Source organism: Kushneria pakistanensis (genome assembly GCF_014652795.1).
Classification (GTDB): domain Bacteria; phylum Pseudomonadota; class Gammaproteobacteria; order Pseudomonadales; family Halomonadaceae; genus Kushneria; species Kushneria pakistanensis.
Window position 1 is genome coordinate 572,733 of the sequence record NZ_BMZM01000001.1, and the last position, 23,684, is coordinate 596,416.

Below are 23,684 nucleotides of genomic sequence, written 5' to 3' on the forward strand. Positions count from 1 at the left end.
ACATGGCAGACAGGCTCAGAACAGGGGTTATCGGACTGGGATCAATGGGGCTGGGCATGGCCACCTCACTGGTGCGAGAAGGCTTTGACACCCTGGGGTGTGATATCAATCCCGCCGCGCTGGAGAAGCTGGCACTGGCCGGCGGCACGCCAGTACAGGATCCCGCCGAGATGGGTCGTCAGGCCGATGTCGTTTTTCTGGTGGTGGTCAACGCCGAGCAGATGCGCCAGGTGCTCTTTGGCGATAACGGCCTCGCCGCTACACTCGCCCCCGGCAGCATCGTGGTGGGCTGTGCCACTGCCGCGCCGGACGCCGTGATCGCGCTGGCCGCCGAGCTTGCCGAGAAGGGCATCGACTATCTCGATATTCCCATCTCCGGCGGGGCGGTCAAATCCGCGGCCGGTGAGCTGACGCTGATGGCTTCCGGCCCCTCCGAGGTGTTCAAGCGTGCCCAGCCAGCGCTGGACGCCATTGCGGCGACCATCTTTCGACTCGGCGAGGCGGCGGGTCAGGGCTCGCAGGTCAAGCTGGTCAATCAATTGCTGGCGGGCGTACACATTGCCGCCGCGGCCGAGGCGATGGCCTACGGCATCAAAAGCGGCTGTGATCCTCGGACGCTGTATGAGGTGATCACCAAGAGTGCCGGCAACTCCTGGATGTTTGAAAACCGCGTGCCGCACATTCTCGATGGTGACTATACCCCACGCTCGGCAGTGGACATCTTCGTCAAGGACCTGGGGCTGGTGCACGACACTGCGCGCGCCGGGCGTTTCCCGCTGCCGATGACTGCCCAGGCGCTGACCATGTTCAGCCAGGCCTCTTCCATGGGATTTGGTCGCGAGGATGACGCCGGGGTGGTGCGCATCTTCCCGGGCATTGACCTGCCCACGCGTGCGGCCAACGACTGATCCTTTACGTCAGGGGGACTCCCATGCCATTGCTGGGCTGTATTGCAGATGACTTTACCGGTGCCACCGACCTGGCCAGCCAGCTGGTCAGTATCGGCATGCGCACCGTCCAGACCATCGGCATTCCCGATGAGGGGCTGGCCGATGAACTTCAAAACGTCGATGCCGTGGTGGTCGCGCTTAAAAGCCGTACCATTCCCGCCGAGGAGGCGATCTCGCAGTCGCTGGCGGCACTTGAATGGCTCCAGGCACGCGGCTGCAAGCAGTTCTATTTCAAGTACTGCTCCACCTTTGACTCCACGAGTGAGGGCAATATCGGTCCGGTGACCGATGCGCTGATGGATGCACTCGATGTGCCCTTTACCGTCGCCTGTCCGGCGCTGCCGGCCAATCGTCGCACCGTCTACAACGGCTATCTGTTCGCGGGTGGCGTGCCGCTCAATGAAAGCGGCATGCAGGACCATCCGCTCACGCCCATGACCGATGCCAATCTGGTGCGCGTCATGGGCAGTCAGAGCCGCCATCGGATCGGGCTGGTCGACTTCGATTGCGTGCGTCAGGGCAGCGAAGCCGTGCGAAGCCGCTTTGACGCGCTGCAGGCCGACGGCGTTGGCGTGGCGATTCTTGATGCCATCGAGCAGCGCGATCTGGAAACGCTGGGTGAGGCGTGTCGTGATCTAAAGCTTGTGACCGCCGGCTCCGGCCTGGCGCTGGGCCTTGGCGCGCGCTGGTCCGATCAGCTGACCGGCGAGCGTGCCGCCGAGCTGCCCACCACGCCCGGTCGTGAGGCTATTCTGAGCGGCAGCTGCTCAAGGGCGACGCTGGCCCAGATCGAGCATGCCCGCTCGCACTATCCCCATTACCGCCTCGATGCCCTGGCACTGGCGGACGACTATCAACGCCAGCTCGACGAGGCGCTGACAATGGCACGTGATCATCTCGATCAGTCTCCTGTGCTCATCTATGCCAGCGCCTCCCCCGAGAATGTGAAAAAGGCGCAGCAGGCGCTGGGTGTACAGGCAGCCGGCGAGATCGTCGAGCGTGCGCTGGGTGACATTGCCGCAACGCTGGTCAACGAGCTTGACGTACGACGACTGCTGGTGGCCGGGGGCGAAAGCTCGGGCGCGGTGGTCAGTGCGCTCAATGTGAAAGGTCTTCAGATCGGGCCGAGCATCGATCCGGGCGTGCCCTGGACCGTCACACTGGGCACCGGCCATTCGCTGGCGCTGGCACTCAAGTCGGGCAATTTTGGAAGCGAGGATTTCATGACCAAGGCCTGGGAGCGCATGCCATGAGCCATATCAATACCCACTCGGAAGAGAACCGCCTGCGCGAGGAGATCAGCGAGATCGGCCGCGCCTTTCGCCAGCTGGGCATGGCGCCCGGCACCTCCGGCAATATCAGCGCCAAATGCGAGGGCGGCTGGCTGATGACGCCGACCAATGCCAGCCTGGGGGCGCTGGATCCGGCCGAAATTTCAAAGCTCGACTGGGAGGGCAATCTGATCTCCGGCAAGCCACCGACCAAGGAGTCCTTCCTGCATCGCGCCTTTTATGAAACGCGTGAAGAAGCCGGTGGCGTCATCCATCTGCACTCCACCTACGCCTCGGCGGTCTCCTGCCTCAAGGGGCTGGATGCGCGCTCCTGCCTGCCACCGATCACGCCCTATTTCGTGATGCGCGTGGGCCGCCTGCCGCTGTTGCCCTATTTCCAGCCCGGTGATCCGGCGATGGGCGAGGCGGTGCGTGAGTACGCCCCCGAGTACAGCGCCGTGCTGCTGGCCAATCACGGCCCGGTGGTGGCCGGCAAGAGTCTGGAAGCGGCGCGCAACGCTATCGAGGAGCTCGAAGAAACCGCGCGTCTGTTTCTGCTGCTGCAGGGTCAGCAGATCAATACCCTGAATGATGAGCAGATTGACGGCCTGCGCCAGCAGTTCGGTGCGCGCTGGTAGTCCTTTTAATAGTCCCTCTGATAATGACGGTGCCCCGGTGCCTGCAGGCGCCGGGGCATGACGTCTGTTGTCCATTTCTCTTCAAGGAGCCCGCATGCCGCGATTTGCTGCCAACCTCACCATGATGTTCAACGAAGTCCCCTTCATGCAGCGCTTTGAACAGGCCGCAGGGCAGGGTTTTGAGGCGGTGGAATATCTTTTTCCCTACGCCTTTGACACCGAGGAAGTCGCCCGTGAGCTCAAGCGGCATGATCTCAAGCAGGTGCTTTTTAACCTGCCGGCAGGCGACTGGGAGGCGGGTGAGCGCGGTCTTGCCGCGCTGCCCGGACGCGAGCGCGAGTTTCGTGACAGCGTCGAGACGGCGATCCGTTACGCCCGCGCGCTGAACTGCCCCCGGGTGCACGCCATGGCCGGTGTGGCCGGCGAAGGCGCCGATATTCAGACCATGCAGGACACCTACCTGGACAACATTCGCTTCGCTGCCCGACGACTTCAGGAAGAGGGGATTACGCTGCTGCTCGAGCCGATCAATAGCCGCGACATGCCCGGCTACTTCCTCAATTATCAGCATGAGGCGCACGAGATCATTGAGACGCTGGGTGAGCCCAACGTGCAGGTGCAGATGGACTTCTATCACACCCAGATCATGGAGGGAGACATCTGGAAAACCTTTGAGGAGTACCGCGAAGGCGTCGGCCATATCCAGATTGCCGGCGTGCCCGAGCGTCACGAACCCGATACCGGCGAGGTCAATTACGCCTGGCTGTTCGAGCAGCTCGACCGCGCAGGCTTTGAGGGCTGGCTGGGCTGTGAGTACAAACCCCGCAGCGATACGGCCGCGGGGCTTGGGTGGTTTGCGTCCTGGCGTCGGGGTTGATGCCAGGGGGTTGGTAGACCAGGGGCTCAGGCGCTCCCGGTCAGACTGAGCATCGAACCCTCCTTTTCGGCGGCAATATGCCAGGCCAGCGCCTTTTCCAGACAGTGCGGCGTATGGCCGCCGCGCTGGCACGCCTCATCAAAATAATCCCGCAGTGCCGTGCGGTAGAGCGGGTCGGCGCACTGTTCGATGATGATCCTGGCGCGTTCGCGCGGCGCCAGCCCGCGCAGGTCGGCCAGGCCATGCTCGGTCACCAGAATGTCGACGTCATGCTCGTTGTGATCCACGTGGCTTGCAAAGGGCACAACACTTGAAAGCGCGCCGTTTTTGGCCGTTGACTTGGTGATAAAGATCGACAGATGGCCATTGCGGGCAAAATCTCCTGATCCGCCAATGCCGTTCATCATCCTAGTGGCGTTGACGTGGGTCGAGTTGACGTTGCCGTAGATGTCGGCCTCAAGGGCGGTATTGATGGCAATGATGCCCAGGCGCCGCACGATGCCGGGATGGTTCGACATCTCCTGCGGGCGCAGCACGATACGGTCGCGATAGTCGGCCAGCCGCGGCCATACACGCTCCCCGCACTCCTCGGACAGTGTGATCGAGCTGCCCGAGGCAAAGGTCATCTTGCCGCTGTCGAGCAGGTTGAAGGTGCTGTCCTGAAGCACCTCCGAGTACATGGTGAGATCTTCAAACGGCCCCTCCATCAGACCATTGAGCACGGCATTGGCCATGGTGCCGATACCGGCCTGCAGCGGCATCAGTGAGGGCGGCAGGCGACCCACTTCCACTTCATGTGTGAAAAAGTCGATCAGATGCCGGGCAATGCGCTGGGTGTCCTCGTTGGGAATGCCCACGGTGGAGGGGCTGTCCTGCCCCTCGGTCAGGACGATGGCAGCAATTTTGGCCGGATCGATGGCAATGTGATCCACGCCGATGCGGGTGCTGGCATCCACCACCGGAATGGGCTGGCGGGCCGGGCGCATCTGGGGAATGTAGATATCATGCAGGCCGATCAGCGCCTCGGGTGTGGAGAGATTGAGCTCCACGATCACCTTGTCGGCGAGTATCGCAAAGCTTGCCGAGTTGCCGACTGACGCGGTAGGCACGATGCCGCCATCCTCGGTAATCGCACAGGCCTCGATCACGGCCACATCGATATGGCCCAGCTGCTTGTTGCGCAGCTGCTCGACCGTCTCGGAGAGATGCTGATCAATAAACATCACTTCGCCGCGGTTGATGGCCCCGCGAAGGGTGGCATCGACCTGAAAGGGCATGCGGCGGGCCAGTACGCCGGCTTCGGTCAAGTGCCGGTCGATATCGTTGCCCAATGATGCCCCGGTCATCAGGCTGATTTTCAACGGCTCCTTTTGCGCCCGGCGTGCCAGTGCCAGCGGCACGTCCTTGGCTTCCCCGGCGCGGGTAAAGCCGCTCATGCCGACAATCATGCCATCCTGAATCAGTTCAGCGGCCTCATCGGCGCTCATGAGGCGTGATTCCCATCCCTTCAACTGACAGCGTTCGCTGGCGGTTGCTTTCATGCAGGCACTCCCTTTCAGGTCATTGCGATCAATGGCGCTGCTCGCGCATCCATTCAATGTACAGCTCTGATATCACACACTAAACGCTCAAGGAGAAAGGATATGTGTCGCAGGTCAAAAAGCAGGCGTGTGGCATAAAAAAGGCCCCCGCAGGGGGCCTGGCAAGCCGTATGTGGCTTACAGCATCTCTCTTTTGGGGCCGGTTCTGACATGGGTGGTGTAGAGCGTCAGTCCCGTGAAGGCCAGTCCACCGGCCAGATTGCCCAGCACGGTGGGGATCTCGTTCCACCACATGTAGTCCCATATCGAAAAATCACCGCCCATGATCAGCGCCGAGGGAAAGAGAAACATGTTGACGATCGAATGCTCAAAGCCCATGTAGAAAAAGAGCATGATCGGCATCCACATGGCGATCACCTTGCCGCTGACCGAGGTGGAGATCATCGCGCCCACCACGCCCATCGACACCATCCAGTTGCACAGCATGCCGCGCATGAAAATGGTGATCCAGCCGGCCAGCCCGTGTTCGGCGTAGCCCAGGGTGCGCGCCTTGCCGATGCTGGCAATCCGGTCGCCAATGTCGCCCGGGGCAATGGAAAATCCGTAGGTGAGGATAAAGGCCATCATGAAGGCGACCGTCAATGCGCCGCCAAGATTGCCCAGAAAGACCCAGCCCCAGTTGCGCAGAATGCCTCTGGGCGTGACGCCGGGGCGGCGGTCCAGCAGTGCCAGCGGGGTGAGCATGAACACGCCGGTCAGCAGATCAAAGCCCATCAGATAGAGCATGACAAAGCCGACCGGAAAGAGCATCGCGCCGACCAGCGGCTGACCGGTCTGTACCGTAATGGTGACGGCAAAGGCCGCAGCCAGCGACAGGATGGCGCCTGCCATGAAGGCGCGAATCAGCGTGTCGCGGGTGGACATCGAAATCTTTGACGCGCCGGAATCCACCATTTTGGTGGCGAACTCCGCAGGGGTCAGATAGGACATGGTATGGCCTCGGGTGGTGTTGTTATGCCATGTGTCGGGTACTGGCGTGCCTGACCCCGCAGGCGCTGCGGGGTCAGGCACGCCGAAAAGAGCGTTGCGGTCTCAAGCAATGACGACGCGATCGGCCTCGAGTCGTACCTCAAAGGTGTCAAGGCGCACCTGGTCGTCTTCCAGACAGACGCCATCGGCAAGCCGGAAGTGCTGCTTGTAGAGAGGGGAGGCGACCACCAGTTCGCCGTTCTTGTCGCCGATGATGCCGCGACCGATCACGTTGGCCTTCGAGAAGGGATCATGATTGTCGATGCCGAACACTTCCGGAGCGCTGTGGCGGTCGCGCCCATGGGGCAGATAAAAAAGGGCAATCTGGCGGCCTTCGTGCAGGGCGACCACACCCGAGTAGTCGACCAGGTCGCGGACACCACACAGGACCTGTGTCGCGTTTTTAACAGCAGTTGCAGTGCTCATCAGCGGATCTCCACGGCAAGGGACTGAATTTCATTGTCACGGGCAGGGCGGGGCTGATCGCGCTCGGTGACATTGACGATATCCGGGTCGCCACAACGGTTGTTCACAAACGTACGAAAGCGCTTGAGCTTTTCCGGGTCCTTCAGCGCGTTGGCCCACTCACACTCGTAGGTCGAGACCACGTGCTGCATCTGGCGCTCGAGCTCCTCCCCCAGCCCCAGGCTGTCGTCGATGATCACCTCCTTCAGAAAGTCGAGCCCGCCTTCCAGGCTTTCCCGCCAGACCGAGGTGCGCTGGAGCTTGTCGGCGGTGCGCACGTAGAACATCAGGAAACGATCGATGTAGCGAATCAGCGTGTCGCTGTCGATATCGGTGGCAAAAAGCTCGGCATGACGCGGACGCATGCCGCCGTTGCCGCAGACGTACAGGTTCCAGCCGGCCTCGGTGGCGATCACGCCGATATCCTTGCCCTGGGCTTCGGCGCACTCACGCGTACAGCCCGACACCCCCATCTTGACCTTGTGCGGGGTGCGCAGGCCCTTGTAGCGATGCTCCAGTTCCAGCGCCATGGCGACACTGTCCTGCACGCCGTAGCGACACCAGGTATTGCCCACGCAGGACTTCACCGTACGCAGGGACTTGCCGTAGGCGTGGCCGGTTTCAAAGCCGGCATTGATCAGTTCTTCCCAGATATCCGGCAGCTCATGCAGCTCGGCGCCGAAGAGATCAATGCGCTGACCGCCGGTAATCTTGGTGTAGAGGTCATATTTTTTGGCCACCTGGCCCAGCGCGACCAGCTTGTCGGGGGTGATCTCGCCACCGGCGACCCTGGGCATGACCGAGTAGGTGCCGTTTTTCTGCATGTTGGCCATGAAGGTGTCGTTGGTGTCCTGCAGGGCCACGTTCTGCGGATCCATGATCGGCTGGTTCCAGCAGGTGGCGAGAATCGAGCCGATGGTCGGCTTGCAGATATCACACCCCAGCCCGTGGCCGTGCTTCTCCAGCAGCTCGTCAAAGGAATGGAGGCCTTCAACGCGCACCATGGCGTAGAGCTCCTGGCGGGTGTAGTGAAAGTGCTCGCAGAGGCTTTTATCCACTTCCATGCCGCGGGACTCGAGCTCGTGCTCGAACACCTGCTTGAGCAGTCCGGCGCAGCCACCACAGCCGGTGCTGGCCTTTGTCTCGATCTTGAGGGCGGCGATATCGGCGCAGCCCTCATCAATGGCCCGGCAGATCGCGCCCTTGGTAACGTTGTGACACGAGCAGACCATGGCGGTATCGGGCAGGGCGTCAGCGCCCAGCGTTGGGGCGCCGCCTTCGCCTTGCGGCAGAATCAGCACGGCGGGGTTGTCGGGCAGGGGGATACCGTTCTGGACGTACTGCAACAGCGTGTCGTAGTAGCTGTTGTCACCCACCAGGATCGCGCCCAGCGCCTTTTTACCATCGCTTGAGACCACCAGCCGACGGTAGCCGCTGCCGGCCTCATCGATCCAGCGATAGCTTTTCGCCCCTTCGGTGGTAGCGAAGGCATCTCCGATCGAGCCGACATCCACGCCCAGCAGCTTGAGTTTGGTCGACATGTCCGCGCCGCTGAAGGGCTCGCAGACATCGGTCAGACAGCCCGCCACGGTGCGCGCCATGGTGTAGCCCGGCGCCACCAGACCAAAGGTCTGCCCGTTCCACAGCGCGCACTCGCCGATGGCAAGAATCTCCGGATCAGAGGTGTGGCAGGTGTCATCGATCACGATGCCACCGCGCTCGCCGACCTCCAGTCCGCAGTCGCGGGCAAGCTGATCCTGTGGCCGGATGCCGGCGGAAAAAAGCACCAGATCGGTATCGAGAAACTCACCATTCTGGAAGTTCATGCGATAGGCGTAGTCATTATCAGGTGTAGCGACGATCTCTTTGGTCGCCCGTCCGGTATGCACGCCAACACCGAGTGCCTCGATGCGTTCGCGAAGGGCCGTACCGCCCTGATCATCCAGCTGGACCGGCATCAGGCGCGGTGCGAACTCCACCACGTGGGCTTCAAGGCCGAGAGACTTGAGCGCGTTGGCCGCTTCAAGCCCCAGCAGGCCGCCACCGATCACCACGCCGCGGCGGGCATTCACGGCGTGCTCACGGATGGCGTCAAGATCGTCCAGGGTACGATAGACCAGCCGCGCCTGCGGGTGTTCGTTCTCGCTCGGACCCGGAATCGGTGGCACGAAGGGGTATGAGCCGGTCGCGATGATCAGGCTGTCGTAGGGCAGGCGCCCCTCGGGGGTGATGATGTCGCCTTTGTCGCGATCGATGCCGGTGACCGGCACGCCCAGATGCAGCGAGACGCCATGCGTGGCGTGCAGGTTGGCTTCGCCGAGGGCAAGCGCGTCGGCATCCTTGCCGGAGAAATACTCCGACAGATGCACACGGTCATAGGCGCGGTGGCGCTCGTCCCCGAAGACATGAATCTGATAGTGCCGTGTGGCGCCACGCTCGATCAGCTGTTCGACGCAGTGGTGGCCCACCATGCCGTTGCCGATGATGACGAGCTGTTTCTTTTCGGGTTGGATCGTCGAATCCTGCATGATCAGGCAGCCTCCTCAAGCTGTTGGATGGCATCCATGGCGCCAAAAAGCACGGTGTCGCGACAGGGCGTGAGATCGTTTTGATCCAGGCTCTGGCGAAAATACCAGGGGCCATCGCGGGTATCGCCGTAAAGCACGGCGCCGACAAGTCGGTTGTTGCGCAGAATCAGGCGGCGGTAGTCGCCATGATCGGCGTCGAGGTATTGCAGCACCTCGTCACCGGGTTCGGGGGTCAGCGCGCCGAAGGCGTAAAGCTCGATGCCGCTGACCTTGAGCCGGGTCGCGCTGGGTGTCAGAGCGTAGTGCCGATCACCGCCGCAGAGCCGATCGGCCAGCACTTCCACCTGCGCCCAGATGGGATCGACCAGGCCAAAGGTAGTGCGCTCGAACTCGCAGCATTCCCCCAGCGCCATGATGCGCTCATCACTGGTGGTCAGGGTGTCGTCCACGCGGATCGCCCGATCCCCGGCGAGCCCCGCCTCAAACCCGAGTTCCGCGTTGGGCACGATGCCGGCGGCGACCACGACCAGCCCAGCGGCAAGGTGCTCGCCGTCGTCCAGCGTCACGCCGGCGACATGGGTGCCATCAGCGCTGTCATAAGCGACAGGGCAGCGCCCCAGCCGCAGCGTCAGGCCGCGCTGTTCAAGCGCCTCGGCCAAAAGCCCAGCGGCCCGGGCATCGAGCTGGCGGTTCATCAGGTGCGCGGCGCGATGCACCACGGTGACCTCAAGGCCGCGCTTTCGAAGCCCCTCGGCCGCCTCGAGCCCCAGCAGCCCGCCGCCGATCACCACGGCGCGGCGTGTGTAATCTTCGGCTGCCATCAGCGCGGCCACATCCTCGGTGGTGCGAAAGCCATGGATGCCTCGAAGTTCAGCGCCGGGTAGATCAAACAGCCGTGCACGCGAGCCGGTGGCGATGATCAGGCGGTCATAGCCATGACGCGTGTCCTGATCATCGATGATCTGCTGCGTTGCCCGGTCAATGGCGTGAATGCGCCGGTCGCAGTGCAGCGTAATGTTGTGGGTCTCGAACCAGTCGCAGCCGTGCAGGCGAATCGCCGCCTCATCAACTTCGCCGGCCAGCAGCGAGGAAAGCAGGATGCGGTTGTAGGCCGGGGTGCTTTCATCACCGAACACATGAATGTCCTGCGGTCGCTCGTCCCGGCTGACAAGCTGCTCCAGCAGGCGCTGGGTAGCCATGCCGTTGCCAATAATGAGCACACGCTCCTGGGGTGTGGCCTGTGCGATGGCATTGTCAGTGTTCATGGTCGCAGTTGTCATGGTCGACCTCCCGGCGTGATGGATTGTCGATGGTGCAGGTGGTGCCTCTTCCGCAAGGCGAGTCGTATGGTCTGTCGCGTCGACCATGCTGGCTGCCATCAAAAAGCGAACGCCGTGCCAGAAGCGGGAGAGCCCTTTAATTTCAATCCTTTTCGCCATCACGTGCGTCACAGGAAGGCATGAGTCGGCTGCGAGCTCATCACCAGGGCGACATCGAGGCGTCATCACAGTGCAGCGCCGTCTCCGGAAAGCCATCTTTTGGTGCACCAGACACCGAAGCGTCAGAGCCAGTCGGCGTCAGCGTCCTGCTGTTACGGCAAAACCATGCCTCATGGCCCGAATATTGCTCATTCAGGCTATCAACAGCGGTCACGCCCTTTTTTGACGGATGTCAGATTTTTCCGCATTGATGTAGACCAATGTCGATGACAGGCGTGGCATGGAAGGGTTGACAGACGTGCCTAGGTAGAGAGGGGCGTCGCCTGTCGTGGAGGAGAGCCTGATGGAAACGAAGACCACCTGTCCCTACTGCGGGGTTGGCTGCGGCGTTGTGGCGCAACATGATCCAAGGCGCTGCGACACGCTCGCGGGCGTGTCGGGCGACAGCACGCATCCGGCCAACGAGGGCCGGCTCTGTGTCAAGGGCTCGGCGCTGGCACAAACGCTGGGGCACGAGGGGCGTCTGATGCATCCTCGAATCGATGGCTGCGATGTCAGCTGGGAGACGGCGCTGTCAGAAGTCGCCTCACGCCTGGCGGGCATTCGAAAGCGTCATGGCGGTGGTGCCATTGCGGGCTATCTCTCGGGGCAACTGCTGACCGAGGACTATTACATTGCCAACAAGTTCTTCAAGGGCTTTGTCGGTACGCCGCACGTGGATACCAATTCGCGGCTATGCATGGCCTCAGCGGTGGCAGGCTACAAGCGTGCCCTGGGTGCAGACGCCGTACCCTGCTGCTATGAGGACCTTGAAGAGGCGGAGCTGGTGGTGCTGACCGGCAGCAATCTGGCCTGGAACCATCCGGTGCTCTATCAGCGCCTGCGCGCCGCCAAACGCCGTAACCCCCTGATGCAGATCGTGGTGATCGACCCGCGGGTCACCGATACCTGCGAACTGGCCGATCTCTATCTGCAGATTGCGCCGGGCAGTGATATCGCGCTCTTTAACGGCCTTTTGAGCTATATGGCTGACAAGGGAAGGCTCGACCGTAACTTTATCCAGCACCATGCCGAAGGCTTCGATGAGGCGCTGGCCGCGGCACAGCAGGAGGTACCGGACATCGAGGCTGTCGCTGAGCGGTGCGGCGTTGATGCCGAGCGGCTGGAGACCTTCTACTACTGGTTTGCCACTCGGCTGCATGTGGTGACGCTTTATTCGCAGGGTATCAACCAGTCGAGCAGCGGCACCGATCGGGTCAATGCGATCATCAACTGCCATCTGGCCGGAGGCAGTATCGGCCTGCCGGGCGCCGGTCCCTTTTCGATTACCGGCCAGCCCAACGCCATGGGCGGGCGCGAAGTCGGCGGGCTGGCCAATCAACTGGCGGCACACATGGATTACCACACCCCTGGCGCGCTGGATCGGGTCACACGCTTCTGGACCACGCCAGGCCTTGTGCCGACGCTACCCGATGGACCCGGTCACAAGGCGCTGGCGCTGATTGAAGCCATCGAGCGCGGCGAGATCCAGGCGCTATGGATCATGGCCACCAATCCGCTGGTTAGCCTGCCGGATGCCAACCGGGTACGTGCTGCCATTAAACGGTGCCCGCTGGTGATCGTCTCCGATGGCGTGGCGCGCAACGACACGCTTGAGTATGCCGATATCGTGCTGCCGGCCAGCGGCTGGGCCGAAAAGGACGGCACCGTGACCAACTCCGAGCGGCGTATCTCGCGCCAGCGCGGAATATTGCCGCCGCCTGGCGAAGCGCGCCACGACTGGTGGATCCTCTGCGAGGTGGCCCGTCGCATGGGCTTTGGCGAGGCTTTCAATTATCGCGGCGTGCACGAGATCTTTGATGAACACGCTCGCCTCTCGGGGTTTGAAAATGATCCGCAGGCCACCCCGGAGAACGGCTATCGCCTGTTTGATATCTCGGGGCTCGCCGGGTTGGATCGCAACGCGTATGACGCGCTGGCGCCAATCCAGTGGCCGGTCAATGCCGGGGCGCCGCACGGTACGGCGCGGCTTTTCAATAATGCTCGCTTCATGACGCCCAATGGCCGGGCAAGGCTGATCGCGGTCACCTCCAGTCCCGCGATTCAGCAACCGAGTCATGAAGCGAGACTGATGCTCAATACCGGGCGTATTCGCGATCAGTGGCACACCATGACCCGTACTGCGCGGGCATCGCGTCTGATGCATCACCGCAGCGAGCCCTTTATCGAGGTGCACCCGGCCACGGCGCGCGCTGCCGGCGTGACCGATGGGCAGGTGGCCCGGCTGCACAATGCACTGGGGGAATATTTTGGTCGCGTGCGGGTCACTACTGCTCAGCGCCCTGGCGAGCTTTTTATCCCCATCCACTGGAACAATCAGTTTGCCCATCAGGCGCGGGCGTCCGCGCTGATAAAGGCCGTGTGTGACCCGGTGTCCGGGCAGCCCGAGTCCAAGCAGGGGCGCGTGGCGATGTCACCGATCACCGCGCAGTGGGAGGCCTGTCTGTTGCTGGGCCGTGACGCACCGGCGCCGCTGGAGGAGAGCGACTGGTGGGCGCGTATCCCGCAGGTGCACTGTCAGCGCTGGCAGATGGCAGGCGAAACGTCGTTTGACTGGCAGGCGTGGTGCGAACACACCCTGGGACAGGCACCCACGCTCTGGAGCGAGGATGGCAGGCGTGGTCATTTTCGTGCGGCCTGCCTTCAGGGCGGCCGGCTGCGCTGGTGGCTGGCGGTGGCGCCTGCCGGCACGCTTAATCCGATGCTGGGGGAGATCGGTTGGCTGGATGACTGCTTTGCGTATGAAACGCTTGAGAGTTCGCAGCGGCGACGACTGTTGGCCGGCCGGGCAGCCAGCAGTGAGGATGCCGGATCGACGGTGTGCAGCTGTCACCAGGTCGGGCAAAAAAGTATCGAGCGCGCCATCGCCAATGGCTGCAACAGCGTCGAGGCGCTGGGGGAGCGGCTGGCCTGCGGGACCCAGTGTGGCTCCTGTATCCCGGAGCTCAAGAAACTCATCGCGGCGCAGGCCGAGCACCGCGATGAGCCGGTCGAGCAGGTATCGGTGTGAGACTCAGCCGGCGTCGAGGCGGAAGTCGCGCAGTTGTACGCTGCCGCTTTGCACCGCCAGACTAATGGGGTAGCGGTGTGGTGACAGGAAGCTTGCCAGCGTAATGGAAAGCTGGCGCTGCCCACCCTGGATCAGCATCTCGACGCTGCCATGATCGACCCACCACTGGATATGCACCTGCCGGCCATTCAGCTCGCCGGCGCGCCGCTCGCCGGGAAAGTGCTGGTCAAAGCGTGCCACGCCGCTGTATCCCTCGCGCCGATAGGTGACCTCGGTGGCGTCATCACCGGCACGCAGGATCAATTGCTGCTGTGTGCCCTGCTGTAGCGAAAGCGCCAGTCTGCTGCCGGCGGCCAGTTCCAGCGTCAGCTCTCCGCGCACCAGATCCGCCTCGGGCGTGGCCAGCAGATGCTGACCTTCCTTCAGCGGTGCCTCCAACAGGGCCACCTCAAGCGGTGAGACCGAGTGCTCAAGCTCTGTCGCAAAACGCTGGTGCAGACGCACGCCCCGGTCGGTAGCAGCCAGAGTCAGCGCGCGGGGCAGGGTCATGGCGCCGCGCCATCCCGCCTGGGGCGCGTGGCCGGCGTACTGCCAGTTGTTGAGCCAGGCGATCGCCAGTCGGCGGTCGGGCACATTGGAAAAGCTCTGTACGGCGTAGAAATCGCGCCCCTGATCCACCAGCAACAACGGCTCGTCGGGGTAGTCGTTGTGAAAGCACTCGCCGTCGAAGTGGCCGATAAAATACTGGGTGAAGGAGCCCATGGTGTCCTGCGGGCCTTCGTGGTCGATGCCCACGCCCACGATCAGCACCCAGCGGCTGGCGGATGCCTCGCTGCCTTCAACGGGCAGCTCGAACAGATCGGGGCACTCCCAGGGACCGTCGGTGTGGCATCCCTGGCCGTGGCCGAACTCGCTCGCCAGCTGCCAGTCGAGCAGATTGGCAGAAACGTAGAAGCGGATATGCTGGCCGCAGGCCAGCGCCATGACCCACCGGCGGCTTTGTTCGTGGTAGATCACCTTCGGGTCGCGAAAGTCGCGAAACCCCGGCGCTGCGATGATGGGGTTGCCGGCATACTTGTGCCAGCTGCGACCGCCGTCCCGGCTCCAGGCGAGATGCTGCTCCTGCTCGTAGTGTTCCTGGTCAGCATCAAGAAAGCGATGGGCCGTATAGAAGGCCACCAGGCCCTCGCCGCCGTCGAACAGACCGCTGACGTCATAGCGGTCGACCACGGCGCTGCCCGAAAAGCACATGCCGTCATCGTCTGGGGTCAGCGCCACCGGCAGGTGCTGCCAGTCACAGAGATCGCGGCTGACCGCGTGCCCCCAGTGCATTGGCCCCCAGACCAGGCTGTCGGGATGGTACTGATAGAACAGATGGTACTCGCCGTCGTGGTAGACCAGGCCGTTGGGGTCGTTCATCCAGCCCTGCGGCGGGGTGAAGTGACGCAGCGGTCGCTCGTTGGGGGCTGCCATGGTGTCGGAGCCGCTCATGTCGTCATCCTGTCGATGGGTTGATAAATCCGGTGGCTGCACTCGCTTGCCACGGCGCGTTCAAACGCGTCGATGCGAGCACCCCAGCGTCGTTGAAAAGGGAATGGTCAGCGTCCCGGGCGGCGGGTCGCCCTCGAGCAGCAACGTCATGGCCTGACGCCCCATCTCGAGATGAGGCAGCGCCATGGTGGTCAGCGATGGCGTCAGCGCCCCTGAAATGGGCTGTTGATCATCAAAGCTGACCACCGCCAGATCCCGCCCGGGCGTTAGCCCGCGTCGTGCCAGTGCCAGATAAAGCTGCAGGGCAATACGGTCCTGACCGCAGAGAATCGCCGTGGGCGGGGTGGCCGCACTCATCAGCTGGGCCAGCGCCGACTCGACCCGGTATTCCTCCTCGCCACCCGGGGTCCCCACGCAGGCGGTAATGATCGCCTGTGATGACGGCTCGAGGCCGGCCTCGATCAGGGCATCATGAAAACCCGCTGTGCGCAGCGGTGTGGCCACCGAGCGAGGATTGGGGGCCAGAAAGGCGATATGGCGATGTCCTTCGGCCAGCAGCAGGCGGGTGGCCTGCTGCGCGGCGAGGCGTTCATCGGGCACCAGCGCGGGCAGCGCCGTGGTGGTGCTGAAGCCGTTGACCAGTACTGCGGGCAGCTGCTGCATTTCCGGGGGAAGCTCGACGTCACGATGGTAGTCACAGGCGTAGAGCAGGCCGTCAACGCGCTGCTCCATCAAAAGCTCAAAGGCGCGTCGGCGATGCTCATCACCGGCCTCGGCATCGATGTTGAACAACAGCAGCAGACGGCCATGGGCATCCGCCATCTGCTGGGCGCCGCGCAGGATATCCCCCGAGTGGGGCTGGGTGGTCACGCGATCGGAGAGAAAGCCGATGATGTTGGACCGGGCGCTGCGCATCATGCGAGCGCCGCTGTGAGGCCGATACCCCAGCGCCTGGATTGCCTCGTTGACCCGCTCGCGGGTCGCCGGGCGCACGCGTGTGTCACCGTTGATGACCCGCGAGACGGTCTTGAAAGAGGTCTCGGCGTGGCGTGCCACGTCCTTGATCGACACCATGATATTGTCCCTGCGCTCTGCGTCTCTCCCACCATCAGGCCGGCTGCGCTGTCGCAGTGTCGCTCACGAAGGGCTCACCGTAGACATCCTCGTTATCTCTTTTAAGCACGAAAAACGCATAGAGGCCGGCGATGAACACGATCGCGCTGATGATGGAGAAGGTGGTCTGATATCCGACGCTGTCGCGTAGCATGCCCAGAAGCGGTGATAAAACGATGTTGCCGCCCTGCGCCGAGATCTGAAAGCCCACCAGATAGAGCGTGGCCGACAGTGCCGGATTGAAGTGCAGGGTAAAGTAGCGAAAGATCGCCAGCACGAACAGGGGCACCTCAATGGCGTGAAACATCTTGACCAGCGAGATGAGCATGGGGTCTTCGAACACTGCACTGCCCAGAATGCGCAGAAACATCACCAGTGCCCCCAGCAGGATGGTATTGCGCACTCCGATACGGTGCATGAGCAGTGGTACCAGACCCATCATGGCGGCTTCGAGAAACACCTGAGCCGAGTTGAGCATGCCGTAGTACTGCTGGCCGCGCGCGGGAGAGTCGAACAGGCGGGTATAAAACTCGGGGAACATCTGCTGGTCGTAGACGGTATAGAAGGTCCAGGAGAAGAATACGAAAATGATCAGCTTCCACAGCGCGCCGATTTTAAATACGGCGAGCATGTCGCTCAGCGAGGGCACCTGCTGCTCATGCTCGGTGGGCGATTGCGCCTCGACCGGCGCCTTCCAGACAATCAGCATCAAAAGCAGCGCCACGCCGAACAGTGAACCCATCCAGAAGATCAGGCGCGCATCGAGGGTAAACAGAAAGCCTGCCAGCAGCGCTACCACGGCGTAGCCTGCCGAGCCCCACATGCGTGCCTGACCGTATTCAAAGCCGCTGCGACGGCTGATGCGCTCGGCGATCGCCTCAAACAGTGCAAAGGCGGCCAGAAACCCTGCTGACAGAAAAATCGCACCCACGGTCACGCCCAGTGCAAAGCTGTTCTCCAGCAGCGGACGATAGATCCAGATCATGAACGGCCCCACCAGCGAGGCGGCGCCGGCGGCCAGAATCGCCAGATGGCGCCGGGCCCCCAGGCGGTCCTGCAGGGTGCCGTAAAAAATCATGAAAAATAGCGTTGCCAGCGAGTTGGCGGCGTAGACGATGCCCACCGAGGTGCCGCCAAGGCCGAGTCCGTTCTCCTCGCTGGTCAGCCAGATCTGGAAAAAGGACCACCAGATGCCCCAGGAGGCAAAAAAGAGCAGCAGACTAAAGGAGCTCTGAAGATAAGAGCGCGTCAGTGAAATACCGAGAAAATGTGTCAAGCCAGTCTCTCCGGGCAGCGAGCAAAACGATCAGCCTTCCATCGGCTGTGACAACGTTGTCACGCTACTCTAGGGAGCGGCTTTCGGTCTGTCTTTACGACTTTTGCCCAGGGAGGGTCAGGCAGGGCGGGAAGGGAGGCTAGCGATAGCCCGCCGCCTGCAGCTCGAACAGCTCGGCATAGCGCCCGCGGGTGGCCATCAGCGCATCGTGGCTGCCCTGCTCGATAATGCGCCCATGATCCATGACCACAATCATGTCGGCATTTCTTACGGTCGAGAAGCGATGGGAGATGAGAATCGAGGTGCGATCACGGCTGTGTTCACGAAAGCGATTGAATACTGCAGCTTCGGCGGCGGCATCCATCGCGGCGGTAGGCTCATCCAGCACCAGAATATCGGCGTCTTCACGCATCCAGGCTCTTGAGAGCGCGATCTTCTGCCACTGACCGCCGGAAAGCTCTTGGCCATTCTTGAACCAGCGCCCCAGCTGCGTGTGATAGCCCGACGGCAGGCGCTCGATGAAGCCATCGGCCAGCCCTCGACGCGCGGCGTGCTGCCAGCGGCTTTCATCCTCGAAGGCGCGGGTGTCGCCCACGCCCAGGTTCTCGCCTACGGAAAACTGATAGCGTACAAAGTCCTGAAAAATGACCCCGACCCGCTGGCGCAGCACCCGGGTATCCCAGTCGCGCAGGTCGCTGCCATCCAGCAGGATACGGCCATGGCTCGGCTGGTAGAGACGGGTCAGCAGCTTGATCAGGGTCGTCTTGCCGGAGCCGTTCTCGCCGACCAGCGCCAGACTCTGACCGGGTGCCAGATGCAGCGAAATATCCTCGAGGACCTGTTCGCCACCGGGGTAGGCAAAGCTTATGTGTTCAAAGCGCAGGCCATCGCCGGGCGTTTTACCTTCGGTCAATGTGCCTGTCTCCCGCTCGGTGGGCTGCTCGAGAAATTCATACAGGTTGGAAAGATAAAGATTGTCATCGATCATGCCGCTGACCGCAGCAAGGCTTGCCGATAGCGCCCCCTGACTCTGCTTGAATACCAGCAGGTACATGGTCATCTGGCCCAGTGTCAGGGCACCGATAATGGTTTCGAACACTACCCAGCCGTAGGCGGCATAAAAGGTGAGCGTGCCCAGCAGCCCCAGCACAAAACCCCACAGCGTGCGCCGGAGTGTCAGGCGGCGCTCTTCACCGTAGAGCGTGTCGAAAATGGCGCGATAGCGGGTCAGAAAAATCGGCTCCAGTGCATAGAGCTTGACCTCCTTGATACTGTCCTCTCGTGCCAGCAGGGTTTCGAGATAGCGCTGTTCGCGCATCTGCGGCGAGCGCCAGCGGAAAAGACGAAAGGCGTCGCCGGAGAATCTGGCCTCGGAGGCAAATACGGGCAGGGCGCCAATCACGATGATCAACAGTGCCCAGGGGGAAAACTGCACCAGCAGTACGCTGAAACCTGTCAGCGAAATGGCGTTTTGCAACAGCGCAAAGGTTCTGGTGACCAGCGACAGCGGGCGCGTCGAGGCTTCGCGCCGCGCGCGGGTGAGCTGGTCATAGATCTCCGAGTCCTCAAACTGCGACAGTGACAGCTCACCTGCCTTCTCGAGCAGCATGACGTTGACCTTCTGCCCGAGTTGCGCGCGCAGTAGTGACTGCTGTGCATCCAGTATCCGCTGGGCCAGCGCCATCAGGGCAATCAGCGCGCCTTCTGCAACGACCAGTGACAGGACCGGCGAGAGCACTGTTGGCAGCGTTGCAGGGTCACCGTCGTAGGCCGCCATCGCTTCTACCACGCCATCCACGATCAGTTGTCCGACCCAGGCCACCACGGCCGGCAGCACACCGGCAACGAGGGTGGCCAGCGCCAGACCCAGCATCATGACGCGTGACGTTTGCCAGACCAGCGTCAGAGCCCGATGGGTATAGCGAAAGACACTAATGACATCGCCCGGCGCGGTGGCCAGGCGATGTCTGAAGCGGGGGCGTTGCATGGTCAAAAGCGTATCACTGGGGCTGGCGCGCACGTTTCCGGGGAGTAGCACCCTGACGCGGCGCTCGGCGCGCCCGAATATTGCCCTGCCACAAGGCGGCAAGCGCCGCCGTGGGCTGATGGGAGCGGGGGCGTTTTGCCCGACCCTGGCGGGAAGAGGGGATCTGGCGCTGTCCCTCGCGCAGACACACACCCAGACTGACAATGACCACGACACCCGCCACGACAAGACTCGCCACACTGCTGATGATGATCAGTGCCGCAGCCGCCACGCCCAGCGCAATCAACATCACCGATAGGCAGATGTCGCGTGAAAATCCTCGCCATAACCCATAGCCACCCAGGGCGGTGGCAAAAAATGCTATCCATAGCAGACTGATCATGGGTACTCCGATATTGCGCGTTCGGTACAGGATCGATAACAACAATTCTAGTCCAGACTGACATAAAAAAATGCACTGACTGACAACTTTTGATGCGGCAGCCTTCATACCCTGTAGCCTGACGCCATGGGCGTGATGGTGCGGCCCTGCCGGTCCACGCTATCTACAGCAAAAGGCGCAAGGGGTACACGTGCTATCCTCTCATCGCCCGGACCGGAAAGTGCATCGGGCAGTCCTGCGGGACAGGGAATATTTCAACGACACGGGAGCAGATCATTTGGCTGTGAAACATCGAAATCGCTGGGTGATTGGCGCAGGTGTCGTGGTCGTACTGGGGTTTCTGCTCGCGACCTGGGGGCTGGCGTCCTACGCCAGCCAGAAGATCAGCAGCAGCACCGGCCAGCCGGCGAGCATTGAGCGCCTGATTTTCAATCCCCTCACGGCGACGCTGTCGTTGCGTGGCCTTGCGCTGGGGGATCCGGCCGAGCCCATCGCGACCATCGAGCAGGGCAGTGTGACCCTTCGCTGGTCATCGCTATGGGAGCCGGGTCTTCATATCAGCGACATCGTCCTGGATGGTGCGCATCTGCATATGGTCACTGATGCCTCGGGTGAGCTCAATCTGGAAACGCTCGGTGAAGGCACCAGCCCTGATGAGGACAGCGCCATGAGGGTCGTGATCGACCACATCGCGGTGTCCAGGGGGCAGCTGGACTGGATCGACAGGCAGGCATCGCCGCAGGGTCAGCTCTCGTTGCGCGATATGACACTGTCTCTTTCTGACTATGATAGTGAGCAGCCTGACCCCATGCACGGCAGCGCCAGTGCCCGACTGGGTGATGGCCGCCTTGAAGCCCGAGGTGATTTCAGTCCTGTGCCTCTCACCGGTGACCTGCAGCTCAAGGGCGAACAACTGGCGCTGACACAGCTCAATCCCTGGCTTGTCAGAATGCAGCACATGCAGATTGAAAGCGGCGTATTACAGGGCCAGGGGCGGCTTGCCTTTGGTCGTGCCGTCAGCGATGACGTGCTGTGGCAGGGCGATATCGATCTGGAAGCGCTGCGCATACTGGATCAACAGGGTCAGGATGTTCTTGGGCTTGAAAAGGCCGCCCTCAAGGAACTGGACATTCAGGGCAGTGACCATCTGCGTGCCGAGAGCATCATCCTTGATGCGCCCAATATTCTGGTGCTCCTTGATGAACAGGGCGGGCTTAACCTGACCTCTCAGCCCGATAGTGACAAGGAACAAGCGTCGTCATCAGCATCACAGGGTGCGCCCTCCGATGATGGCGATAGTGGTCAGGGGGTAAACATGGCTCTGGGCAGTCTGCGCATCAACAATGGCACCTTCAGATTTGAGGACCATCAGATGTCGCCTGTGGTGCAGCTTGATATTCGTGGCGTTGAAGGCCATATGAATGCCTTCGATACCCGAACCTCGGTCCCGGCAGAATTCACCCTGAAGGGGCTTGAAAGCGATGATACACCGGTGGCCATCGAGGGCAGTTTCAGCGCCGGATCATCGCTGAAAGGCGAGATGTCCCTGACCAGCGAGCGTCTGCCGCTGAAGCGCTTTGCACCCTATGTGCGACGCTTTGGCGGTTATCGCATTGAAAGCGGAACGGCCGATCTGGATCTGCACTATCAGCTCGATGATGGCCGGGTGACGGCGAGCAATCATGTCGTGTTGAGGCGTCTGGCCCTTGATGAAGAGGCCGTGGACAACGATGCTTCCCTGCCATTGCGACGACTGGTAGGCATGCTGCAGGGCGATGACGGCGTCATCAATCTGGATATTCCCATCCAGGCCACGGTAGATGGCGGTGAGGTCGATATCGGCGGCGTTGTCATGCAGGTGCTGGGAGAGGTGCTCAAGAATCTGGCCACATCTCCCATCGATACGCTCGATGCCATGATCAACGGTGATGACAATGACGCCGCAGATGAAAATTCCGAGGGCTATACCGAAGGACCCCTGTCGCAGGTGGCGACCGAGCCCGGCGATGAATGAGCATCGGACAAGGATATGTAGGTGGCATGAAAACGGATAACGGGTCGCAGGCCCGCCGGGGGCGGAGGGCACGTCCCTGTGCAGCAGGACTTTTACTGGCAGCACTGATCAGTGGCTGCGCGAGTTATGAAGGCATTGAGCCGCAGGGCGAAATGATCCCGCTCAATCGACTCTCGGCCCTTCAGGCGGTCGAAGATGTCACCATCTCCGCGGCCAACTGGCCCGATCGCCAGTGGTGGAATGCGATGGGTGACCCGCATCTCGAGGCCCTGATTCAGGAGGCGCTGGCGGATTCTCCCGATATGGATATTGCACTGGCGCGTCTTCGTTCGGCCAACGCTGCTGTCGGCCAGGCACGGGCCGAGCGTCTGCCAACAATTGATGGCTCTGCCACGCTGTCACGTGCTCGAGTCTCGGAGGTCGATGATCCTCAGGGGCAGGGCAATCTTTACAGTACGAGCCGTGGTTTCTCGTCGAGCCTTGATTACGATGTGGATCTCTGGGGCGGGCGTCGTGCTGCCTGGTCGGCGGCGCTGGGCGAGGCGCGCGCCACTGAAATCGATCTGCATGAGGCCGCACTGACCCTGTCGGTCAATGTGGCGCGTGCCTATGTACAGCTGGCAGGGGATTATGCGCTGCTGGATATTGCACGGCAGGAACTCGAGCGTGCTCAGGTCATTGATACGACCAACCAGCAGCTTCAACAGGCGGGGCTGAGTGATCAGTCGGTGCTGCTGCAATCGCGCTCCAGCGTTTCTACTGCCCGCCAGACACTGGAGGCGGCAGAGCAGGCCGTTCGCAGTGACAGAATCTCGCTGGGTATGCTGCTGGGCAAGGGGCCTGACCGTGGTTTTGAGGTTGAACGCCCACAGCCGCTCTCGCCGGCACTGCTTTCCCTGCCTTCGGTGGTATCTGCCGAACTGATTGGGCGGCGTCCGGATGTCATCGCGGCACGCTGGCGGGTAGAGTCTTTGACGCAGCAGATCAAGGCCGACAAGGCCCGGTTCTATCCCAACCTCAACCTGAGTGCGATGGCCGGTTTTGGCTCACGTCTGGGCAGCTATTTCTTCTCGGAGTCGGCCAAAAGCTGGAGCGTGTCGCCAGCGCTATCGTTGCCCATCTTCGAGGGCGGGCGCCTGCGTGCCAACCTGGACAGTACCGAGGCCGACTATGATCTGGCGGTAGCGCGGTATAACCAGACGGTCATCTCGGCGCTGGGTACGGTGGCTGACACCATTACCACCGTGCAGTCGCTGGATCGCCAGCGACAGGCGCTTGAAAAGGCACGAGACAATGCGCAGCAGGCCTTTGACCTGGCAATCGAGCGGTTTCAGGCGGGCATTACCAACTATCTGCAGGTGCTCAGTGCCCAGCAACAATTGTTCAGTGCCCAGCAGTCGCTGGTGAGCCTGAACAGCCAGCTTCTGGATACCTCGATTCAACTGGTACAGGCCCTGGGAGGCGGCTTCGATGATCGCCTGAATGTGCCGCATACGCCAGGCGGTTATCCGCAGGCGCCAAACCCTCAGACCACCGGGCCAGGCCCCGATCAGACCAGTGTCTGAAAATGGAACATAAAAAACGCCCCTTCCGGGGCGTTTTTTTATGGACGA

At 62.0% G+C, this 23,684-nt stretch carries 17 protein-coding genes; 7 read left to right on the forward strand and 10 right to left on the reverse strand.

The genetic code is table 11. From position 1 onward, the window contains the following. The first annotated feature begins 2 nt into the window (after positions 1-2). The 4 genes from ltnD (at position 3) to otnI (ending at position 3,736) form a co-directional block, all read left to right on the forward strand. On the forward strand, positions 3-908 hold the full coding sequence (gene ltnD, locus IE123_RS02525) for an L-threonate dehydrogenase (protein ID WP_189514767.1): 906 nt from the start codon (positions 3-5) through the stop codon (positions 906-908). Positions 909-931: 23 nt separating this feature from the next. Then, a complete protein-coding gene (gene otnK, locus IE123_RS02530; RefSeq protein WP_189514769.1) occupies positions 932-2,203 on the forward strand; it encodes a 3-oxo-tetronate kinase in 1,272 nt (423 codons plus the stop codon). Next, positions 2,200-2,859: a 3-oxo-tetronate 4-phosphate decarboxylase gene (gene otnC / locus IE123_RS02535; RefSeq protein WP_189514772.1), complete on the forward strand. Its 660-nt coding sequence runs from the start codon at positions 2,200-2,202 to the stop codon at positions 2,857-2,859. The genes otnK and otnC overlap by 4 nt, the downstream gene beginning before the upstream one ends. 94 nt (positions 2,860-2,953) lie before the next feature. Continuing rightward, positions 2,954-3,736: a 2-oxo-tetronate isomerase gene (otnI, locus tag IE123_RS02540; protein WP_189514774.1), complete on the forward strand. Its 783-nt coding sequence runs from the start codon at positions 2,954-2,956 to the stop codon at positions 3,734-3,736. A gap of 26 nt (positions 3,737-3,762) precedes the next feature. On the opposite strand, the gene scpC is transcribed toward otnI, so the two are convergent. The 5 genes from scpC to IE123_RS02565 all read right to left on the reverse strand — a co-directional run bounded on the left by scpC (position 3,763) and on the right by IE123_RS02565 (position 10,579). Then, positions 3,763-5,277 (reverse strand): succinyl-CoA:acetate CoA-transferase ScpC, encoded by a 1,515-nt coding sequence (gene scpC / locus IE123_RS02545; RefSeq protein ID WP_189514776.1) that lies wholly within the window; start codon positions 5,275-5,277, stop codon positions 3,763-3,765. A gap of 177 nt (positions 5,278-5,454) precedes the next feature. After that, positions 5,455-6,267, reverse strand: a complete 813-nt coding sequence (locus IE123_RS02550) for a formate/nitrite transporter family protein (protein WP_189514778.1) — start codon at positions 6,265-6,267, stop codon at positions 5,455-5,457. Positions 6,268-6,369: 102 nt separating this feature from the next. Beyond that, on the reverse strand, positions 6,370-6,732 hold the full coding sequence (gene nirD, locus IE123_RS02555) for a nitrite reductase small subunit NirD (protein WP_189514780.1): 363 nt from the start codon (positions 6,730-6,732) through the stop codon (positions 6,370-6,372). Next, entirely contained in the window at positions 6,732-9,299 is a 2,568-nt protein-coding gene (nirB, locus tag IE123_RS02560) for a nitrite reductase large subunit NirB (RefSeq protein WP_189514781.1), read from the reverse strand. The genes nirD and nirB overlap by 1 nt, the downstream gene beginning before the upstream one ends. A 2-nt stretch (positions 9,300-9,301) precedes the next feature. Beyond that, positions 9,302-10,579 (reverse strand): NAD(P)/FAD-dependent oxidoreductase, encoded by a 1,278-nt coding sequence (locus tag IE123_RS02565; RefSeq protein WP_229819541.1) that lies wholly within the window; start codon positions 10,577-10,579, stop codon positions 9,302-9,304. A gap of 502 nt (positions 10,580-11,081) precedes the next feature. Here IE123_RS02565 and IE123_RS02570 point away from each other — a divergent pair. Next, positions 11,082-13,808 (forward strand): nitrate reductase, encoded by a 2,727-nt coding sequence (locus IE123_RS02570; RefSeq protein WP_189514783.1) that lies wholly within the window; start codon positions 11,082-11,084, stop codon positions 13,806-13,808. Positions 13,809-13,811: 3 nt separating this feature from the next. Here IE123_RS02570 and IE123_RS02575 read toward each other — a convergent pair whose 3' ends face one another. From IE123_RS02575 to IE123_RS02595, 5 genes are all read right to left on the reverse strand, one after another. Then, on the reverse strand, positions 13,812-15,299 hold the full coding sequence (locus tag IE123_RS02575) for a glycoside hydrolase family 32 protein (RefSeq protein ID WP_229819542.1): 1,488 nt from the start codon (positions 15,297-15,299) through the stop codon (positions 13,812-13,814). 60 nt (positions 15,300-15,359) lie between these two features. Next, positions 15,360-16,373 (reverse strand): LacI family DNA-binding transcriptional regulator, encoded by a 1,014-nt coding sequence (locus tag IE123_RS02580; RefSeq protein WP_189514786.1) that lies wholly within the window; start codon positions 16,371-16,373, stop codon positions 15,360-15,362. A gap of 34 nt (positions 16,374-16,407) precedes the next feature. Further along, positions 16,408-17,688: an oligosaccharide MFS transporter gene (locus IE123_RS02585; protein ID WP_189514788.1), complete on the reverse strand. Its 1,281-nt coding sequence runs from the start codon at positions 17,686-17,688 to the stop codon at positions 16,408-16,410. Between the two features lie 139 nt (positions 17,689-17,827). Beyond that, positions 17,828-19,675 (reverse strand): ABC transporter ATP-binding protein, encoded by a 1,848-nt coding sequence (locus IE123_RS02590; RefSeq protein ID WP_229819618.1) that lies wholly within the window; start codon positions 19,673-19,675, stop codon positions 17,828-17,830. Between the two features lie 13 nt (positions 19,676-19,688). Continuing rightward, complete coding sequence (locus IE123_RS02595) at positions 19,689-20,057, reverse strand: hypothetical protein (protein ID WP_189514790.1); 369 nt, start codon at positions 20,055-20,057, stop codon at positions 19,689-19,691. Positions 20,058-20,340: 283 nt separating this feature from the next. On the opposite strand from IE123_RS02595, the gene IE123_RS02600 reads away from it, so the two are divergent. Together IE123_RS02600 and IE123_RS02605 are read left to right on the forward strand one after the other, a co-directional pair. After that, on the forward strand, positions 20,341-22,071 hold the full coding sequence (locus IE123_RS02600; RefSeq protein WP_189514792.1) for a DUF748 domain-containing protein: 1,731 nt from the start codon (positions 20,341-20,343) through the stop codon (positions 22,069-22,071). Positions 22,072-22,097: 26 nt separating this feature from the next. Continuing rightward, a complete protein-coding gene (locus IE123_RS02605; RefSeq protein ID WP_189514794.1) occupies positions 22,098-23,636 on the forward strand; it encodes an efflux transporter outer membrane subunit in 1,539 nt (512 codons plus the stop codon). The last annotated feature ends 48 nt before the right edge of the window (positions 23,637-23,684 follow it).

Coding starts and splice junctions, on each gene's coding strand:
- scpC (WP_189514776.1), bottom strand. CDS start 5,277: ATGAAAGCAACCGCCAGCGAACGCTGTCAGTTGAAGGGATGGGAATCA.
- otnC (WP_189514772.1), top strand. CDS start 2,200: ATGAGCCATATCAATACCCACTCGGAAGAGAACCGCCTGCGCGAGGAG.
- IE123_RS02565 (WP_229819541.1), bottom strand. CDS start 10,579: ATGACAACTGCGACCATGAACACTGACAATGCCATCGCACAGGCCACA.
- IE123_RS02580 (WP_189514786.1), bottom strand. CDS start 16,373: ATGGTGTCGATCAAGGACGTGGCACGCCACGCCGAGACCTCTTTCAAG.
- IE123_RS02550 (WP_189514778.1), bottom strand. CDS start 6,267: ATGTCCTATCTGACCCCTGCGGAGTTCGCCACCAAAATGGTGGATTCC.
- otnK (WP_189514769.1), top strand. CDS start 932: ATGCCATTGCTGGGCTGTATTGCAGATGACTTTACCGGTGCCACCGAC.
- nirD (WP_189514780.1), bottom strand. CDS start 6,732: ATGAGCACTGCAACTGCTGTTAAAAACGCGACACAGGTCCTGTGTGGT.
- IE123_RS02575 (WP_229819542.1), bottom strand. CDS start 15,299: ATGAGCGGCTCCGACACCATGGCAGCCCCCAACGAGCGACCGCTGCGT.
- IE123_RS02595 (WP_189514790.1), bottom strand. CDS start 20,057: ATGATCAGTCTGCTATGGATAGCATTTTTTGCCACCGCCCTGGGTGGC.
- otnI (WP_189514774.1), top strand. CDS start 2,954: ATGCCGCGATTTGCTGCCAACCTCACCATGATGTTCAACGAAGTCCCC.
- IE123_RS02570 (WP_189514783.1), top strand. CDS start 11,082: ATGGAAACGAAGACCACCTGTCCCTACTGCGGGGTTGGCTGCGGCGTT.
- IE123_RS02590 (WP_229819618.1), bottom strand. CDS start 19,675: ATGCAACGCCCCCGCTTCAGACATCGCCTGGCCACCGCGCCGGGCGAT.
- nirB (WP_189514781.1), bottom strand. CDS start 9,299: ATGCAGGATTCGACGATCCAACCCGAAAAGAAACAGCTCGTCATCATC.
- ltnD (WP_189514767.1), top strand. CDS start 3: ATGGCAGACAGGCTCAGAACAGGGGTTATCGGACTGGGATCAATGGGG.
- IE123_RS02605 (WP_189514794.1), top strand. CDS start 22,098: ATGAAAACGGATAACGGGTCGCAGGCCCGCCGGGGGCGGAGGGCACGT.